The sequence below is a fragment of the Citrobacter sp. Ca225 genome, assembly GCF_030337175.1.
GTDB lineage: Bacteria > Pseudomonadota > Gammaproteobacteria > Enterobacterales > Enterobacteriaceae > Citrobacter_A > Citrobacter_A amalonaticus.
Genome location: NZ_JAOWCD010000100.1, coordinates 99027 through 116945, shown reverse-complemented (window position 1 = coordinate 116945; position 17919 = coordinate 99027). Strand labels below are relative to the sequence as shown.

The 17919-nt window shown below is 54.3% G+C and carries 18 protein-coding genes; 14 read left to right on the top strand and 4 right to left on the bottom strand.

Translation table 11 applies throughout. The annotated features are described in order from the left end of the window. Positions 1-28: 28 nt before the first annotated feature. The 3 genes from ydiJ (at position 29) to OGW13_RS21230 (ending at position 3780) form a co-directional block, all read left to right on the top strand. Positions 29-3085, top strand: coding sequence for a D-2-hydroxyglutarate dehydrogenase YdiJ (ydiJ, locus tag OGW13_RS21240; RefSeq protein ID WP_287116450.1), 3057 nt, complete (start codon positions 29-31; stop codon positions 3083-3085). Next, positions 3082-3492 (top strand): 1,4-dihydroxy-2-naphthoyl-CoA hydrolase, encoded by a 411-nt coding sequence (gene menI / locus OGW13_RS21235; RefSeq protein ID WP_043000849.1) that lies wholly within the window; start codon positions 3082-3084, stop codon positions 3490-3492. The genes ydiJ and menI overlap by 4 nt, the downstream gene beginning before the upstream one ends. 99 nt (positions 3493-3591) lie before the next feature. Continuing rightward, positions 3592-3780, top strand: coding sequence for a YdiH family protein (locus OGW13_RS21230; RefSeq protein ID WP_042282711.1), 189 nt, complete (start codon positions 3592-3594; stop codon positions 3778-3780). A 68-nt stretch (positions 3781-3848) separates the two neighbouring features. On the opposite strand, the gene OGW13_RS21225 is transcribed toward OGW13_RS21230, so the two are convergent. Next, the gene (locus OGW13_RS21225; protein WP_043000848.1) at positions 3849-4700 is read right to left on the bottom strand and encodes a Vmh family MBL fold metallo-hydrolase; all 852 of its coding nucleotides are present in this window, start codon (positions 4698-4700) and stop codon (positions 3849-3851) included. Positions 4701-4823: 123 nt separating this feature from the next. Between OGW13_RS21225 and OGW13_RS21220 the strand changes: the two genes are divergently transcribed. From OGW13_RS21220 to ldtE, 8 genes are all read left to right on the top strand, one after another. Then, positions 4824-5699 (top strand): LysR family transcriptional regulator, encoded by an 876-nt coding sequence (locus OGW13_RS21220; protein ID WP_043000847.1) that lies wholly within the window; start codon positions 4824-4826, stop codon positions 5697-5699. Positions 5700-6172: 473 nt separating this feature from the next. Next, on the top strand, positions 6173-6541 hold the full coding sequence (gene sufA / locus OGW13_RS21215; RefSeq protein WP_043000846.1) for a Fe-S cluster assembly scaffold SufA: 369 nt from the start codon (positions 6173-6175) through the stop codon (positions 6539-6541). Between the two features lie 8 nt (positions 6542-6549). Beyond that, positions 6550-8037: a Fe-S cluster assembly protein SufB gene (gene sufB / locus OGW13_RS21210; RefSeq protein WP_044254746.1), complete on the top strand. Its 1488-nt coding sequence runs from the start codon at positions 6550-6552 to the stop codon at positions 8035-8037. 9 nt (positions 8038-8046) lie between these two features. Beyond that, positions 8047-8793 (top strand): Fe-S cluster assembly ATPase SufC, encoded by a 747-nt coding sequence (gene sufC, locus OGW13_RS21205; protein ID WP_043000844.1) that lies wholly within the window; start codon positions 8047-8049, stop codon positions 8791-8793. Next, positions 8768-10039 carry a Fe-S cluster assembly protein SufD gene (gene sufD, locus OGW13_RS21200; protein WP_099434101.1) on the top strand — a complete coding sequence of 424 codons (1272 nt, stop codon included), beginning with the start codon at positions 8768-8770 and terminating at the stop codon, positions 10037-10039. The genes sufC and sufD overlap by 26 nt, the downstream gene beginning before the upstream one ends. Beyond that, positions 10036-11256 carry a cysteine desulfurase SufS gene (gene sufS, locus OGW13_RS21195; RefSeq protein WP_044265425.1) on the top strand — a complete coding sequence of 407 codons (1221 nt, stop codon included), beginning with the start codon at positions 10036-10038 and terminating at the stop codon, positions 11254-11256. The genes sufD and sufS overlap by 4 nt, the downstream gene beginning before the upstream one ends. Before the next feature lie 12 nt (positions 11257-11268). Then, positions 11269-11685, top strand: a complete 417-nt coding sequence (gene sufE, locus OGW13_RS21190) for a cysteine desulfuration protein SufE (RefSeq protein ID WP_043000841.1) — start codon at positions 11269-11271, stop codon at positions 11683-11685. Between the two features lie 97 nt (positions 11686-11782). Next, a complete protein-coding gene (gene ldtE / locus OGW13_RS21185; RefSeq protein WP_287116449.1) occupies positions 11783-12778 on the top strand; it encodes a L,D-transpeptidase LdtE in 996 nt (331 codons plus the stop codon). A gap of 76 nt (positions 12779-12854) precedes the next feature. Here ldtE and lpp read toward each other — a convergent pair whose 3' ends face one another. The 3 genes from lpp to ynhH form a co-directional block, all read right to left on the bottom strand. Beyond that, positions 12855-13091 (bottom strand): murein lipoprotein Lpp, encoded by a 237-nt coding sequence (gene lpp / locus OGW13_RS21180; protein WP_001082307.1) that lies wholly within the window; start codon positions 13089-13091, stop codon positions 12855-12857. 308 nt (positions 13092-13399) lie between these two features. Continuing rightward, complete coding sequence (gene pykF, locus OGW13_RS21175; RefSeq protein ID WP_287116448.1) at positions 13400-14812, bottom strand: pyruvate kinase PykF; 1413 nt, start codon at positions 14810-14812, stop codon at positions 13400-13402. A gap of 7 nt (positions 14813-14819) precedes the next feature. Further along, positions 14820-15050, bottom strand: a complete 231-nt coding sequence (gene ynhH, locus OGW13_RS25905; protein WP_502874029.1) for a protein YnhH — start codon at positions 15048-15050, stop codon at positions 14820-14822. A gap of 285 nt (positions 15051-15335) precedes the next feature. Between ynhH and OGW13_RS21170 the strand changes: the two genes are divergently transcribed. Genes OGW13_RS21170 through OGW13_RS21160 form a run of 3 tightly spaced genes read left to right on the top strand, consistent with a single transcriptional unit; the run spans position 15336 to position 17853 of the window. Beyond that, on the top strand, positions 15336-16358 hold the full coding sequence (locus tag OGW13_RS21170; RefSeq protein ID WP_287116447.1) for a methionine ABC transporter ATP-binding protein: 1023 nt from the start codon (positions 15336-15338) through the stop codon (positions 16356-16358). Next, positions 16351-17019: a methionine ABC transporter permease gene (locus tag OGW13_RS21165; RefSeq protein ID WP_054176650.1), complete on the top strand. Its 669-nt coding sequence runs from the start codon at positions 16351-16353 to the stop codon at positions 17017-17019. Before OGW13_RS21170 ends, OGW13_RS21165 begins: the two co-directional genes overlap by 8 nt. A gap of 21 nt (positions 17020-17040) precedes the next feature. Then, positions 17041-17853, top strand: coding sequence for a MetQ/NlpA family ABC transporter substrate-binding protein (locus tag OGW13_RS21160; RefSeq protein WP_287116446.1), 813 nt, complete (start codon positions 17041-17043; stop codon positions 17851-17853). Positions 17854-17919 lie beyond the last annotated feature (66 nt).

Genomic DNA, 17919 nt, shown 5'->3' with positions numbered 1-17919 from the left:
ACACAGACCGCAGGAAAGGGTCACGATAATGATTCCACAAATTTCTCAGGCACCCGGCGTCGTTCAGCTGGTGCTCAATTTTTTGCAAGAGCTGGAGCAACAAGGATTTACCGGCGATACGGCAACCAGTTATGCCGATCGTCTGACAATGTCGACAGATAATAGTATCTATCAACTTCTCCCCGATGCCGTGGTTTTCCCTCGTTCAACGGCTGATGTGGCGCTCATTGCCCGCCTGGCGGCGCTGCCGCGCTTTGCCTCGCTGATTTTCACGCCGCGCGGCGGCGGTACCGGCACGAACGGACAGGCGCTCAATCAGGGCATCATTGTCGATATGTCCCGCTATATGAGCCGCATCATCGAAATCAACCCGGAAGAGGGCTGGGTGCGGGTGGAAGCGGGGGTGATCAAGGATCAACTGAACCAGTATCTGAAGCCGTATGGCTATTTCTTTGCCCCGGAACTGTCCACCAGTAACCGGGCAACGCTGGGCGGGATGATTAATACCGACGCCTCCGGACAGGGTTCTCTGGTCTACGGGAAGACATCCGATCACGTGCTGGGGGTGCGGGCCGTGCTGCTGGGCGGCGATATTCTCGACACGCAGCCGCTGCCGGTCGCACTGGCGGAAACGCTCGGTCAGAGCAACACCACGATTGGTCGTATCTATCGCACTGTGTTTGAACGCTGCCGCGATAACCGTCAGTTAATTATTGATAAATTTCCCAAACTGAACCGCTTCCTGACGGGCTACGATTTGCGTCACGTGTTTAACGATGACATGAGCGAATTCGATCTGACCCGAATTCTCACCGGCTCGGAAGGGACGCTGGCGTTCATTACGGAAGCGCGACTGAACATTACGCCGCTGCCGAAAGTGCGTCGACTGGTGAACGTGAAATACGACTCTTTTGACTCCGCGCTGCGCAATGCGCCGTTTATGGTGGACGCGCGCGCGCTGTCGGTGGAGACGGTTGATTCAAAAGTGCTGAACCTGGCGCGTGAAGACATCGTCTGGCATTCAGTGAGCGAATTGATTACCGATGTCCCGGACAAAGAAATGCTCGGCCTGAACATTGTCGAATTCGCCGGGGATGATGAAACGGTTATCGACGCGCAGGTGGCTTCCCTGTGCGAGCGGCTTGATGAACTGATTGCCCGTGAAGAGGCGGGCGTGATTGGCTGGCAGCTATGCACTGAACTGGCGGGCGTTGAGCGTATCTATGCCATGCGTAAAAAAGCGGTGGGCCTGCTGGGTAATGCGAAAGGGGCGGCAAAACCGATTCCCTTTGCCGAGGACACCTGCGTACCGCCGGAACATCTTGCTGATTACATCGCGGAGTTCCGCGCGCTGCTTGATGGTCACGGTCTGAGCTACGGCATGTTCGGTCACGTTGACGCCGGGGTGCTGCATGTGCGTCCTGCGCTGGATATGTGCGATCCACAGCAGGAGGTGCTGATGAAGCAAATCTCCGATGAAGTGGTGGCGCTGACGGCAAAATATGGCGGTCTGCTGTGGGGGGAACACGGCAAAGGTTTCCGCGCTGAGTACAGCCCGGCGTTTTTCGGTGATGAACTTTTCGCGGAACTGCGGAAGATTAAAGCGGCGTTCGATCCGCAAAACCGGCTGAATCCGGGGAAAATATGTCCGCCTGAAGGCATCGACGCACCGATGATGAAAGTCGACGCGGTTAAACGCGGCACCTGGGACCGGCAAATTCCGCTGGCCGTGCGCCAGACCTGGCGCGGTGCGCTGGAATGTAACGGCAACGGTTTGTGCTTTAATTTCGATGCAAAGAGCCCGATGTGCCCATCGATGAAAATCAGCCTCAATCGTATCCACTCACCCAAAGGGCGTGCGACGCTGGTGCGCGAATGGTTACGTTTGTTGGCGGATCGCGGTGTCGATCCGGTGCGACTGGAAAATGCGCTGGCAAGTAAACGACCCAGCCTGCGTTCTCTGATCGCGCGTACTCGTAACACCTGGCACGCCAACAAGGGCGAGTATGATTTCTCGCATGAAGTAAAAGAGGCGATGTCCGGCTGTCTGGCCTGTAAGGCGTGCTCGACGCAGTGTCCGATCAAAATCGATGTGCCGGAATTCCGTTCGCGTTTCCTGCAACTTTACCATACCCGCTACCTGCGTCCGCTGCGTGACCATCTGGTGGCGACGGTTGAAACCTATGCGCCGTTGATGGCCCGGGCGCCGAAAACCTTTAACTTCTTTATTAATCAGCCGCTGGTGCGCAAGCTGTCCGCAAAGCATATTGGCATGGTCGATCTGCCATTGCTCTCGACGCCGTCGCTGCAACAACAGATGGTCGGGCATCGATCGGCGAATATGACGCTGGAACAGCTTGAAGCGCTGTCGGCTGCGCAGAAAGCCAATACGGTGCTGGTGGTGCAGGACCCGTTCACCAGCTATTACGATGCGCAGGTGGTGGCTGATTTCGTCCGTTTGATTGAGAAGCTGGGGATGCAGCCGGTTCTGTTGCCGTTCTCGCCAAACGGTAAAGCGCAGCACATTAAAGGATTCCTGACCCGCTTTGCGAAGACCGCCAAAAAGACCTCTGAGTTTTTGAACCGCGTGGCAAAACTGGGGATGCCGATGGTCGGTGTTGATCCGGCGCTGGTGCTCTGTTATCGCGATGAGTACAAGCTGGCGTTAGGCGACGCGCGCGGCGATTTCCACGTCCAGCTCGCCAATGAGTGGCTGGCAACCGCGCTGGCTTCGCAGGAACCGCGCGAGGTTAGCGGCGAATCCTGGTATTTCTTTGGCCATTGTACCGAAGTGACCGCGCTGCCCGGCGCGCCCGCGCAATGGGCGTCGATCTTTGCCCGCGTTGGCGCGAAGCTGGAAAACGTGAGCGTGGGCTGTTGCGGCATGGCCGGTACTTACGGTCATGAGGCGAAGAACCATGCGAGTTCGCTGGGCATTTATGAACTGTCATGGCATCAGGCGATGGAACGGCTACCGCGTAGCCGTTGCCTTGCAACGGGATATTCCTGTCGCAGCCAGGTGAAACGGGTTGAAGGCACGGGCGTGCGTCATCCTGTACAGGCATTACTGGAGATTATTGGATGATCTGGAAACGTGAAGTGACCCTCGACGCCCTCAATGCGATGGGTGAAGGCAATATGGTCGGCCTGCTGGATATTCGCTTTGAGCATATCGGCGACGATACGCTTGAAGCGTCAATGCCCGTCGACGGACGCACGAAGCAGCCGTTCGGTCTGCTGCACGGCGGCGCTTCTGTCGTGCTGGCAGAAAGCATCGGCTCGGTTGCCGGTTATCTGTGCACCCAGGGCGAGCAGAAAGTGGTGGGGCTGGAAGTTAACGCTAACCATGTTCGCTCTGCGCGGGAAGGGCGCGTGAAGGGGATCTGTAAGGCGATTCATACCGGCGCCCGTCATCAGGTCTGGCAGATTGACATCTATGATGAGCAGCAGCGACTGTGCTGTACTTCGCGGCTGACCACGGCAGTTGTGTGACGTTGTCACCAAAAAAGTGTGATCAGTATTGCTTTTGGTCATAATCTGCACAGCGAAAGGTGATATACTGTGCAGGTTTTGACCATAAGCGAGGATGATATGACTAGCCAACTAGACCCGGCCCAACTGGCAATTGAGTTTTTACGTCGTGATAAAACAGAGCTTTCTCCAGCCCAGTATCTCAAAAGACTGAAACAACTTGAGCTGGAATTTGCCGATTTACTGACGCTCTCTTCCACTGAATTAAAAGAAGAGATCTACTTTGCCTGGCGCCTTGGCGTTCATTGATTCAGCGATCGTTAACGTAAAAAGAACCCGACATGCGCGTCGGGTTTTTTTGTTCCTCACTGGCGGTATTACCACGCCATCTCGCCCGAATTCACTTTCGCGCTCAATTCCAGCGAACTTTCCTCTGCCAGTCCCGGCCACGCCGCTTTCATCGTTTTAATGACCCAGGGCGAACCTTGCTTCGCCGCCAGCGCCTGTTCGAACGATTGCAGATAATCCTGCGTGAAGCGGATGGCCCGATCGCCTTCAGGGCGCTCACCAAGGTAATGACCCGGAATAACCTGTGCAGGCTTTAGACTATCCATTTCAGTCAGAACATGACGCCATGATGCGCGTTGCGCTGGTGTCTGGGTGTCAGCGGTCCAGACGTGAATGCCTGACGCCACGCCCGTGCCGCCGAGAATGGTCCGGTTCGCTGGCACCCAAACATAGGCCGCGTAATCACTGGGATGACGCAGTTCCAGCGTTTCACCATCGATGCGAAAACGCGTTTCTGTGGTTGCCTGCGGGACGGTCAGCGCCGTTGGCGCACCCTCTTTCATCTGGGGTCCCCAGTACTGCAACTTAGCCTCTTTGGTGGCTTGAATATGCTCAACGACCCGCGGCGTGGCCAGTACCTTCGCGTCAGGAAAGGCTTTCACAATCGGCTGCAGGCCGAAATAGAAATCCGGATCGCCGGAGGTAATCACGATGGCTTTCAGCGTCTTGCCACGGGATTTAATCATCTCCACCAGCTTTTCACCGTCTTTAGTGCTGAACTGCGCATCAAACAATATCGCTTCCGTCGGACCGGATACTAACGTTGAGGAGACAGGGAAAATGGCGTTCTCCTGCGGGTTATAGACGTCAAGTTGCAGCGGCGCGGCAAACAGGGGGGAGGCGACAGCAGGCAACAGCAGGGCCAGCAGTTTACTTTTCATGAGGAATAGCCTTATGCAGATGAAATGGTCTTGTGTGTGGTCTGTATTTTAAGGGAATTGAGATCTGTTAGAATTCCCGTATCAGAACATGCTGAGTTTCATAAAACGATCGGATGGGTGGCGATGGACAGAGTGATGGCGGCGACGGTATTCAATCATATCTGCGATTTAGGCAGTCTGAGTGCGGCGGCGCGGGCACTGGGTCTCTCCAGGCCGATGGTGAGCCGCTATCTTGATGAGATGGAGAAATGGGCCGGGGCGCGGCTGATTCATCGCACCTCGCGCAGGCTGACAATTACCCCCGCCGGGGAGGAGGCGCTGGTGAAGACGCGAACGCTGGCGCAGCTCTCACAAGCGATTGGCGCGGCGTCGGCGGCAGACATTCCCAGCGGAACGCTACGCGTCGCCTGCGCGCACTTTACGGCAATGCATATTCTCGCCCCGATGCTGCCGGGATTTTTAGCGCGTTATCCCGAACTGCGCATTGAAGTTGAGATAAACAATCAGCCAGTCAGTCTGGTCGGTGAACGTATTGATGTCGCCATTCGCATTACCGATAACCCGGAGCCTGGCGCGATTGCCCGCCGGCTTGGCGATTGCGAATCGGTTCTCTGCGCATCAGAGGCGTATTTGCGTCAGCACGGCACCCCACAGACGCTGGAGGATCTCACTCAGCATAACTGTCTGTATTACAGTGGGTTTGCAGGAAAATCGTGGCACTTTCTCAACGAGCAGGGCGAGGCGGTCTCGGTGGCGATCAAGGGGAATTTGAGTGCCGGGATCTCGTCTTTACTTTGTGAATCCGCGCTGGCAGGCATGGGGATAGCGCTGGTGCCGGAAAAGGAAGCGCGTGACGGACTGGCTCAGGGACGACTGGTTCGCCTGCTACCAACCTTGCAACCCCGACGCCTTGCCGTGTACGGCCTGTATCTTTCCCGTGAACATCAGCCCGCCGGGCTTCGGTTGTTTCTGGAGGCGATCCAGACCGCCATGCCGTAAAATCCATGAATTGATCTGACGTATAAAACAGCAGATAGCAATTTGTGTTAAAAATGACCTTTGCCGATATGAGACTATTCTTATCGCCCCTTCAAGAGCTAAGCCATCATGAGTGCCGGAGATAAGCGCCGGATGGGGCCGGAACCCTTAGGGCTGTTACTGACAACCTTAAGGGTTTTGTTTTTCTGTGCTTTCACGCTTCTCACGTCATTCCTATCCCTGAAATAGTCATTTTCTATACATCTTTACTGTTTTGACCAGTCAGGTCGATGACAGACGATAAAGTCATTATTAATCAGTATCTTGAACAAATTCATCCATTCCTTTTAACCCACGTAGCAGGGTCTATGCTTAATAAAAGCGGTCAAAACAGGTGAAACACCGTAATGCCCCTGCTGTTGAGGGGTTGAAGTGAGAATCGTTATCACTAACATGGTGTTATAGCCTGATGGCTCACTATGCGAGGTAACCCTATGGAATTGCATTCAGGAACATTTAATCCGGACGATTTTGCCTGGCGCGGATTGACGCTAACCCCGGCGGCAGCGGCCCATATTCGCGAACTGGTCGCAAAGCAGCCGGGCATGCTGGGCGTGCGCCTGGGCGTTAAACAGACGGGATGCGCGGGTTTTGGCTATGTGCTGGATACCGTCAGCGATCCGGAAAAAGACGATCTGCTGTTTGAGGTTGAAGGCGCGAAGCTCTATGTCCCGTTACAGGCGATGCCGTTTATCGACGGCACGGAAGTGGATTACGTCCGTGAAGGATTAAACCAGTTATTCAAATTTCATAACCCGAAAGCCCAGAACGAATGCGGTTGTGGCGAAAGCTTTGGGGTATAGGCGGTACTATGTCTCGTAATACTGAAGCAACTGACGATGTCAAAACCTGGACCGGCGGCCCCCTGAATTATAAAGAGGGTTTCTTTACCCAACTGCAAACAGACGAGCTGGCGAAAGGGATCAACGAAGAAGTGGTGCGCGCCATTTCGGCCAAACGTAATGAACCGGAGTGGATGCTGGAGTTTCGCCTGAATGCGTACAGAGCGTGGGTCGACATGCCGGAGCCGCACTGGCTGAAGGCGCACTACGAGAAACTGAATTATCAGGATTACAGCTACTATTCCGCGCCGTCGTGCGGGAATTGCGATGAGACCTGCGCCTCTGAGCCGGGGGCGGTCCAGCAAACCGGGGCAAACGCCTTTCTCAGCAAAGAAGTTGAGGCCGCGTTTGAACAACTTGGCGTACCGGTACGCGAAGGCCGTGAAGTCGCGGTGGATGCCATTTTTGACTCCGTCTCTGTTGCCACCACTTATCGTGAAAAACTGGCGGAGCAGGGGATCATTTTCTGCTCCTTTGGTGAGGCGATACACGATCATCCCGAACTGGTGAAACAGTATCTTGGCACCGTCGTGCCCGGCAACGATAACTTCTTCGCCGCGTTGAATGCCGCAGTCGCCTCTGATGGCACTTTTATCTATGTGCCGAAAGGCGTGCGCTGCCCGATGGAGCTTTCAACCTATTTTCGCATTAACGCCGAAAAGACCGGGCAGTTTGAACGCACGATCCTGGTAGCGGATGAAGGCAGCTATGTAAGCTATATCGAAGGCTGTTCTGCACCAGTGCGCGACAGCTATCAGCTGCACGCGGCGGTCGTGGAAGTCATCATCCATAAAGACGCCGAGGTGAAATACTCCACCGTCCAGAACTGGTTCCCTGGCGATAACAACACCGGCGGCATTCTGAACTTCGTCACCAAACGCGCGTTGTGTGAGGGCGAGAACAGCAAAATGTCCTGGACCCAGTCGGAAACGGGGTCAGCCATCACCTGGAAATACCCCAGCTGTATTCTGCGCGGCGACAACTCGATCGGCGAATTTTATTCGGTGGCGTTAACCAGCGGTCATCAGCAGGCGGACACCGGTACCAAGATGATCCACATCGGCAAGAACACCCGCTCGACCATTATTTCGAAGGGGATTTCCGCCGGACACAGCCAGAACAGCTACCGCGGACTGGTCAAAATTATGCCGACCGCCACCAATGCCCGTAACTTTACCCAGTGCGACTCGATGCTGATTGGCGCCGACTGCGGAGCGCATACCTTCCCGTATGTTGAATGCCGCAACAACAGCGCGCAGCTGGAGCACGAAGCGACCACCTCACGGATTGGTGAAGATCAGCTGTTCTATTGTCTGCAGCGCGGTATCAGCGAAGAAGATGCGATCTCAATGATCGTCAACGGGTTCTGTAAAGACGTGTTCTCCGAGTTGCCGCTGGAGTTTGCCGTCGAAGCACAAAAACTTTTAGCCATTAGCCTTGAACACAGCGTCGGTTAAGGAAGAAACATGTTAACGATTAAAGATTTACAGGTCAGTGTGGAAGAAAAAGCCATCCTGCGTGGGTTGAACCTTGAGGTTCGTCCGGGGGAAGTGCATGCCATTATGGGACCGAACGGCTCCGGGAAAAGTACGCTTTCTGCGACGCTGGCAGGGCGTGAAGATTACGAGGTCACCGGCGGGTCGGTGATGTTTAAAGGGAAAGACCTGTTGGACCTGGCGCCGGAAGAAAGAGCAGGCGAAGGTATCTTTATGGCCTTCCAGTATCCGGTGGAAATCCCCGGCGTCAGCAATCAGTTTTTCCTGCAAACAGCGCTCAATGCGGTGCGTACGTATCGCGGCCAGGAATCGCTTGATCGTTTCGATTTTCAGGATCTGATGGAAGAGAAAATCGCGCTGCTGAAGATGCCGGAAGATCTGCTAACCCGCTCGGTAAACGTCGGTTTTTCCGGCGGCGAGAAGAAGCGGAATGACATTCTGCAAATGGCGGTGCTTGAGCCGGAACTGTGCATTCTCGATGAATCGGACTCCGGGCTGGATATTGATGCCCTGAAAGTGGTTGCCGATGGGGTCAACTCACTGCGTGACGGTAAGCGCTCGTTCATTATTGTCACCCACTATCAGCGCATCCTTGACTATATCAAGCCGGATTTTGTCCACGTCCTGTATCAGGGACGGATTGTGAAGTCTGGCGATTTCACGCTGGTCAAACAACTGGAGGAGCAGGGATATGGCTGGCTTACCGAACAGCAGTAATGCGCTGCAACAATGGCATCACCTGTTTGAAGCACAGGGTGAGACGCGTTCTGAACAGGCACAACAGCATCTCCAGCAGGTTCTGCGTCTGGGGCTGCCAACGCGCAAACATGAGAACTGGAAATACACACCGCTGGAAGGACTCAGCAACAGCTTGTTCGTCAGTCGTTATGCCGATGTTTCCCCGGCACAGCGCGATGCGTTAGCGCTTAACGTGGAGGCATTGCGACTGGTGTTTGTCGACGGGCAGTTCAACCCGACGCTCAGCGACAGTTGGGAGAACAGCGGTTTTGAGGTGGCGATCAACGACGAGCGCCAGACCCTGCCGGTCGCGGTACAACCGGAAGTGTTTTTGCATCTCACCGAAAGCCTGGCGCGTAGCGTGACCCATATTCGCGTTAAGCGTAACCAGCGCCCGGCAAAACCGCTGCTGTTGATGCACATCACCCAGGGCGTATCCGCAGAAGAGGTGAACACGGCGCACTATCGTCACCATCTTGAGCTGGCGGAAGGGGCGGAGGCGACGATTATCGAGCATTACGTCAGTCTGAATGATGCCCGACATTTCACCGGCGCGCGCCTGACCATGAACGTGGCGGCAAACGCGCACCTGCATCACATAAAGCTGGTATTTGAAAACCCGCTTAGCCATCACTTCGCCCATAACGACATCTTGCTGGCGGCAGACGCGTCGGCGCACAGCCACAGCTTTCTGCTCGGCGATGCGGTGTTGCGTCACAACACCAGCACACAACTGAACGGCGAGAATACGACCCTCAGGATCAACAGCCTGGCGATGCCGGTGAAAAATGAGGTCTGCGATACCCGCACATGGCTTGAGCACAACAAAGGCTATTGCAACAGTCGTCAGTTGCATAAAACCATCGTCAGCGATAAGGGGCGGGCGGTATTTAACGGGCTGATTAACGTTGCCCAACACGCAATCAAAACGGACGGGCAGATGACGAACAATAATCTGCTGCTCGGCAAGCTTGCAGAAGTGGATACCAAACCGCAACTGGAAATTTACGCCGATGACGTGAAGTGTAGTCACGGGGCGACGGTAGGGCGTATTGACGATGAGCAGATGTTCTACCTGCGCTCGCGCGGGATTGCTCAACGGGATGCGCAACAGATGATTCTTTATGCCTTTGCCGCAGAACTGACGGAAGCGCTGAGCGACGAGGCATTGAAACAACAGGTGCTGGCGCGGATCGGCCAACGTCTGCCGGGAGGCGTAGCATGACATTTCCCATCGACACAATACGTGCGGATTTTCCAGTCCTCACGCGCGAAGTGAATGGTCTGCCGCTGGCGTATCTCGACAGCGCCGCCAGCGCGCAAAAACCGGCGCAGGTGATTGACGCGGAAGCTGAGTTTTATCGTCACGGTTATGCGGCGGTGCATCGGGGGATCCACACCCTCAGCGCTCAGGCCACCGAAAAAATGGAGAATGTGCGCAAGCTGGCATCGCTGTTTATTAACGCACGCTCTGCGGAAGAGCTGGTGTTTGTGCGCGGTACAACGGAAGGCATTAACCTGGTCGCCAACAGTTGGGGGCCAGAGAACGTCCACGCGGGCGATAACATCATCATCAGTGAGATGGAGCACCATGCCAACATCGTGCCCTGGCAGATGCTGTGCGCGCGGGTGGGCGCTGAGCTGCGGGTGATCCCGCTGAACGCCGACGGCACATTGCAACAGGAGATCCTACCTACCCTGTTTGATGAGAAAACCCGGCTGCTGGCGATAACGCACGTCTCTAATGTACTGGGTACGGAAAACCCTGTCGCCGAAATGATCGCGCTGGCGCATCAGCATGGCGCAAAGGTGCTGGTGGACGGTGCGCAGGCGGTAATGCACCACCCGGTAGACGTTCAGGCGCTGGACTGCGATTTTTACGTCTTCTCGGGTCACAAGCTGTATGGCCCGACCGGTATTGGTGTGCTCTATGTCAAAGAGGCGCTGTTGCAACAGATGCCGCCCTGGGAAGGGGGCGGGTCGATGATCGCCACCGTCAGCCTGACGCAGGGGACGACCTGGACGAAAGCGCCGTGGCGCTTCGAAGCGGGGACGCCGAATACCGGCGGGATTATCGGCTTTGGCGCCGCGCTGGAGTATGTTTCAGCGCTGGGACTGGAGGCGATTAACGAATACGAACAGAACCTGATGCACTATGCGCTGGAGCAACTGAAGGCGGTGCCGGATCTCACGCTGTACGGCCCCACTGACCGTCTGGGCGTGATTGCCTTTAATCTCGGCAAACATCACGCCTATGACGTCGGCAGTTTTCTCGATAATTACGGGATCGCCGTGCGGACCGGACACCATTGCGCGATGCCGCTGATGGCTTTTTATCAGGTGCCGGCGATGTGCCGGGCGTCGCTGGCAATGTATAACACCCATGAAGAAGTGGATCGCCTGGTGACAGGCTTGCAACGAATTCATCGCTTACTGGGGTAACAGGGAGGCACTATGGCTGCGCTGCCGGATAGAGAAAAATTGTTGCGTAATTTTCAGCGTTGCGCTAATTGGGAAGAGAAGTATCTGTACATCATTGAGCTGGGACAGCGATTGCCGGAAATATCCGCAGCGGACCGTTGTCCTGAAAATACGATTCAGGGATGTCAGAGTCAGGTCTGGATAGTGATGCGCCAGAATGCGCAAGGCGTTATTGAGCTGCAGGGCGACAGTGATGCTGCCATTGTGAAAGGACTGATTGCGGTCGTCTTCATTCTGTATCACCAGATGACGGCTCAGGATATCGTGAATTTTGATGTGCGGCCGTGGTTTGAACAGATGGCGCTCGCGCAGCATCTCACACCGTCTCGGTCGCAGGGTCTGGAAGCGATGATTCGCGCGATCCGTACCAAAGCAGCAACGCTTAGCTAAACTCAATAGACAGCTTTCATCCTGTCAGGTAAGGCAGCCGGCTGTCTTACAGGATTATCAGCATTCTGGCCATGCCAGTGAATACAGGAGGTTGGGTATGAAACGCGCGTCTCTTATTACTCTAATGCTTATCGGCGCTTACAGCGCCATACAGGCTGCCTGGGCGGTGGATTACCCCTTACCGCCAGCAGGCAGTCGTCTTGTTGGGCAGAATCAAACGTATACGGTGCAGGAAGGCGATAAAAACCTGCAGGCCATTGCCCGTCGTTTTGATACTGCCGCGATGCTTATTCTGGAGGCAAATAATACCATTGCGCCTGTGCCAAAGCCGGGCACCCTGGTAACGATCCCGTCACAGCTATTGCTGCCCGATGCGCCCCGAGAAGGCATCATCGTTAATCTGGCTGAACTGCGGCTGTACTACTATCCGCCGGGCGAAAATATCGTCCAGGTCTATCCGATCGGTATTGGTTTACAGGGACTGGAAACGCCGGTGATGGAAACCCGCGTTGGGCAGAAAATCCCGAATCCGACCTGGACGCCAACGGCAGGCATCCGTAAGCGCTCTCTGGAGCGAGGCATTACGTTGCCGCCGGTGGTCCCCGCCGGGCCGAATAACCCGCTGGGGCTCTTTGCACTTCGTCTGGCGCACGGTAATGGCGAGTATCTCATTCATGGCACCAGTCAACCAGACAGCGTGGGTCTGCGCGTCAGTTCCGGCTGTATCCGGATGAATGCCCCGGACATCAAAGCGCTGTTCTCCCAGGTTCGCACGGGAACGCCGGTGAGAGTGATTAATGAACCGGTGAAATATTCTGTGGAGCCGAGCGGACTGCGCTACGTTGAGGTCCACCGACCACTGTCGAAGGAAGAAGAACAAAACGTACAGACGATGCCGTATGTGCTGCCTGCCGGGTTCAGCCAGTTTAAGGCGATGAAAGAGGTGGATGACGGACTGGTGGATAAAGCGTTGTATCGTCGCGCGGGTTATCCGGTGGCGGTCTCTGCCGGGCAAACGCCAACGGTTGAAGCTACACCTGCTGTTCAGTCAGCGCAAAATGGATCAGTACAGGAAGAGACGCAGACGCAGTAGTGAGAGTAGCGGGAAGGAAGAACGCGAGACAAAAAAATGGCGCACAATGTGCGCCATTTCTATTACACAGGTACTATTACTTACGGTATTTAGTAGCCTGGTTGTCCAGACGCTGGTTAGCGCGAGCTGCGTCGTCTTTAGCAGCCTGAACGTCGGAACGCATTGCGTTCACGTCGTTGCTCAGCTGGTCAACTTTAGCGTTCAGAGTCTGAACGTCAGAAGACAGCTGATCGATTTTAGCGTTGCTGGAGCAACCAGCCAGCAGAGTAGAACCCAGGATTACCGCGCCCAGTACCAGTTTAGTACGATTCATTATTAATACCCTCTAGATTGAGTTAATCTCCATGTAGCGTTACAAGTATTACACAAACTTTTTTATGTTGAGAATATTTTTTTGATGAGAAGACGCTTATTTTTGATCGTTCGCTCAAAGAAGCATCGAAATGCGCAAAAACGGCTAAAAAACCGTGTGAAAACAGGCTGCTTCCATCGGATTCGTCTTAGATAATCTGTAATTAGATAGCTCAATCCGATTTGCTTTTTTATTAATAGTGGCTATTGGAAAAATAAAAAAAGCGCCGTGAGGGCGCTTTTTAATCGAATTAATTCACTCGAGAATTATTACAGTACGTGAACAGATGCCGTGTTAGTCGTGCCGCTCGGTACCAGAGCACCAGAAACCATCACCACAACGTCACCTTTCTGAGCCAGACCGCTCTGCTGTGCAACCTCTTTACCCAGACGGTAGAAATCATCAGTAGACGCGATTTCTTTCACCAGATGCGCCACAACGCCTTTGCTCAGCACCAGCTGACGGGCTGTGACTTCGTTGGTGGTCAGCGCCAGAATGGTGGCGTCCGGGAAGTATTTACGCACTGCGCGAGCGGATTTACCGCCCTGAGTGGCCACCACGATCAGCGGTGCTTCCAGTTTTTCCGCGGTTTCCACCGCGCCACGGCAGACGGCTTCAGTGATGCGCAATTTGCGGCTGTCATTGTTGAAGTCCAGACGGCTGGTCATCACACGGTCGGTACGCTCACAGATGGTCGCCATGATGGTGACCGCTTCCAGCGGGTATTTACCTTTTGCGGATTCGCCTGACAGCATCACCGCATCGGTGCCGTCGAGGATGGCGTTCGCCACGTCGCCTGCTTCAGCGCGAGTCGGACGCGGGTTTTTGATCATGGAATCCAGCATCTGGGTCGCAGTGATAACCACTTTACGCGCACGGATACATTTTTCGATCATCATCTTCTGCGCGAAGATCACTTCTTCAACCGGGATTTCAACGCCCAGATCGCCACGGGCAACCATGATACCGTCAGACGCTTCGAGGATTTCGTCGAAGTTGTTCAGGCCTTCCTGGTTTTCAATTTTGGAGATGATCTGGATCTTCTCGCCGCCGTGCGCTTTCAGGTGCTCACGGATTTCAACCACGTCAGAACGCTTACGGATAAAAGAGGCCGCAACAAAGTCAACGCCTTGTTCGCAACCAAAGATCAGGTCCTGTTTGTCTTTTTCTGCCAGCGCCGGCAGGGCGATAGAAACGCCTGGCAGGTTAACGCCTTTGTTTTCGCCGAGGTCGCCGTTGTTCAGCACTTTACAGATGACTTTGTCGCCTTCGATCGCGGTGACTTCCATACCGATCAGACCATCGTCGACCAGTACGGTATTACCCACGGACAGATCGGAGGTGAAACCTTCGTAGGTCACGGCAACGATTTCGTTATTCCCCACCACGGATTTATCGGTGGTGAAGGTAAAGGTCTGGCCCGCTTTCAGGGAAACGTCGTTACCGCCTTCCAGCTTGATGGTACGGATTTCCGGACCTTTCGTGTCGAGCAGGATGGCCGCTTTCTTGCCGGTTTTGCTCATCACGTTGCGCAGGTTCTGGATACGCTGACCGTGTTCTGCATAGTCACCGTGAGAGAAGTTCAGACGCATGACGTTCATGCCCGCGTCCAGCATTTTGGTTAACATCTCTTCAGATTCGGTTTTCGGACCGATGGTGCAAACAATTTTCGTCTTTTTCATGACAGTCTTAGTCTTTAAGTTGAGAAGGATATGGAAAGCCGGCTTCCGGAACGCACTGACTGGAAGCTAAACCTGTATTACGAAAGTTGTGATGCCTCGCACTAAGGATAGGTGACATCGATAGAGCGTGCAGAGGAATGTGTGCTCGTCGTTCAGCCCGACAAAAAGCGACGTTTTGTAGTCTCTGAGTATGACAGGTCAATGTGCTGAAACCATTCAAGTGACAATTGTCACGCATTATACGCTGAAACAGACACAAAAGGAAAATGGAAACGGTGTTTCAGAATACATCCAGGCAGTTACACAACAAATTGTTATTAAACAAGTCGTGTCTGCCAATTGCGCAAACGCAAAAACCAGGCTGTGTTGCGCAACTCGACATATTCCTTCGAGTTATAACAAATGACTTTTAAATCATTTCAAATCTAAATTACCCTGATTACACTCGTTTGGACATCCATACTGCTAAATAGCCGAAAGCGCTGGCAGGATAACAATAAGCAGCCGCGGATACCCAAACGACATGATTGTCCTGAAAAATATTTCGAAAGTGTTCACGCCAGGCCGGCTATCCATTACTGCGGTTGATAATGTCAATTTGACCGTGGAGCAGGGACAGATTTACGGAATTATTGGCTACAGCGGTGCCGGGAAAAGCACCCTGATTCGTCTGCTCAACGGGCTGGAAAAACCAACCGCGGGCAGCGTGACCATCAACGGTCATGATATTACTGCCGCTCGCGGCGAATCGCTGCGCCAGGCGCGCCTGAAAATCAGCATGGTCTTCCAGCATTTTAATCTGCTGTGGTCGCGCACCGTGCGCGACAACATCGCCTTTTCAATGCAAATCGCCGGTGCGCCAAAAGCAAAAATTCAGGCTCGCGTGGCGGAACTGATTGAACTGGTAGGGTTGACGGGGCGCGAAAATGCCTTTCCGTCACAGCTGAGCGGCGGGCAAAAGCAGCGCGTGGGGATTGCACGCGCGCTGGCCAACAGCCCGGATGTATTGCTGTGCGATGAAGCCACGTCGGCGCTGGACCCGCAAACAACCGATCAAATTCTTGATCTGCTACTTGATATCAACCGCCGCTTCCAACTGACGATTGTGTTGATCACCCATGAAATGCACGTGGTGCGCAAAATCTGCGATCGTGTGGCAGTGATGGAGAACGGTCAGGTGGTGGAAGAAGGCGACGTCTTGAGCGTCTTCACGCATCCGCAACAGCCGATTACTCGTCAGTTTGTCCGCCAGGTGGGACAGTATGCTGATGAAGAAGCCTTTAACCCGCAACTGGCGAGCGAACTGGGCGGCACGGTAATTAAATTAACCTTTACCGGGCACAACACGCATCAGCCGATCGTTGGCGAACTGACCCTGCGCTACGGTCTGCCATTCAATATCCTGCACGGCAAAATGACCCAGACGGCGCATGGCGTGTTCGGCCAGCTGTGGCTGCACGTGGTGGCGTCGGAAGAGCAACTCAATAACATTCTGGACGACCTGCAAAAAAGCGGCATTGACGGTGAGGTGATTCAACATGGCTGAGAATCTGTTTCCCCATCTGAAATGGGATCAATTGTTTGCCGCTACTCAGGAGACGCTGTACATGACCGCGCTCTCCGGGATTGCGACCTTTGTTCTCGGTATCGTCCTCGGACTGGCGCTGTTTCTTACCGCACGCGGCGGGCTGTTCCAGAACCGTGCGCTGTACAGCGGCATTTCGCTGGTGGTGAATATTTTCCGCTCGATCCCGTTCATTATTTTGATCGTCTTACTGATCCCGTTTACCAAAGCGATTGTCGGCACCATTCTTGGCGCGAATGCCGCCTTACCGGCGCTGATTGTCGGTGCCGCGCCATTCTACGCGCGCCTGGTTGAGATCGCCCTGCGCGAAGTGGATAAGGGCGTCATTGAAGCCACACGTTCAATGGGCGCTCGTCTCAGCACCTTAATTTTTCGGGTTTTGTTACCTGAATCGTCACCCGCTCTGGTGTCCGGTATCACCGTGACGCTGATTGCGCTGGTCAGTTACAGCGCGATGGCTGGGGTGATCGGGGCAGGTGGTTTAGGGAATCTGGCTTATCTGGAAGGATTCCAGCGCAACCACAACGACGTCACGCTGGTGGCGACAGTGACCATTCTGGTTATCGTCTTCATTATCCAGTTCTGCGGCGATGTGATCACTTCTCTGTTAGATAAACGCTAATAAAATACGGAAACCATTATCATGAAAAAATCACTGACACTTCTCGCCGCAGCCACCTTAAGTGCCCTGAGCTTCGCCTCCTGGGCGGACACGCTGACCGTGGGCGCGTCTAACGTACCGCATGCCGAAATCCTCGAACAGGCCAAACCGATTCTGGCGAAACAGGGGATCGATCTGGAGATTAAACCGTTCCAGGACTACATCCTGCCGAACACCGCGCTGGCGGGCCGTGAGATTGATGCCAACTACTTCCAGCATATTCCCTATCTGAACAGTGTGCTGAAAGACCATGCCGGGGATAAGACCTACGATTTTGTCAGTGCGGGCGCCATCCACATTGAGCCTATCGGCATCTATTCGAAAAAAGTTAAGTCACTGAAGGATCTGCCGGAAGGCGGCAAAATCATCATGCGTGATGCGGTGTCGGAAGAGGGGCGTATTCTGTCTATCTTCGAGAAAGAGGGCGTAATCAAACTGAAGCCGGGCGTGGACAAAGTGACCGCACGCATCAGCGACATCGTGGATAACCCGAAGAAGCTGAAGTTCCTGCCTAACGTGGAAGCCGCGCTGTTGCCGCAAATGTACAACAACGATGAAGGTGATGCGGTGGTGATTAACGCCAACTACGCTATCGACGCTGGTCTGGATCCGGTACACGACCCGATCGCGGTGGAAAGCGGTGAGAACAACCCGTATGCCAACATCATTACTGTACATCGTGGCGACGAGAAGAAAAAGGATATCGTCGCACTGGTTAACGTCCTGCACTCAAAAGAGATTCAGGAGTGGATCCGCGCCAAATACAAAGGCGCGGTCATTCCGGTGAGTAACTGATCCGTTTTTGCCGGGAGACGGCTTCGCCTTACCCGGCCTACGTTGTCCTGTAGGCCGGGTAAAACG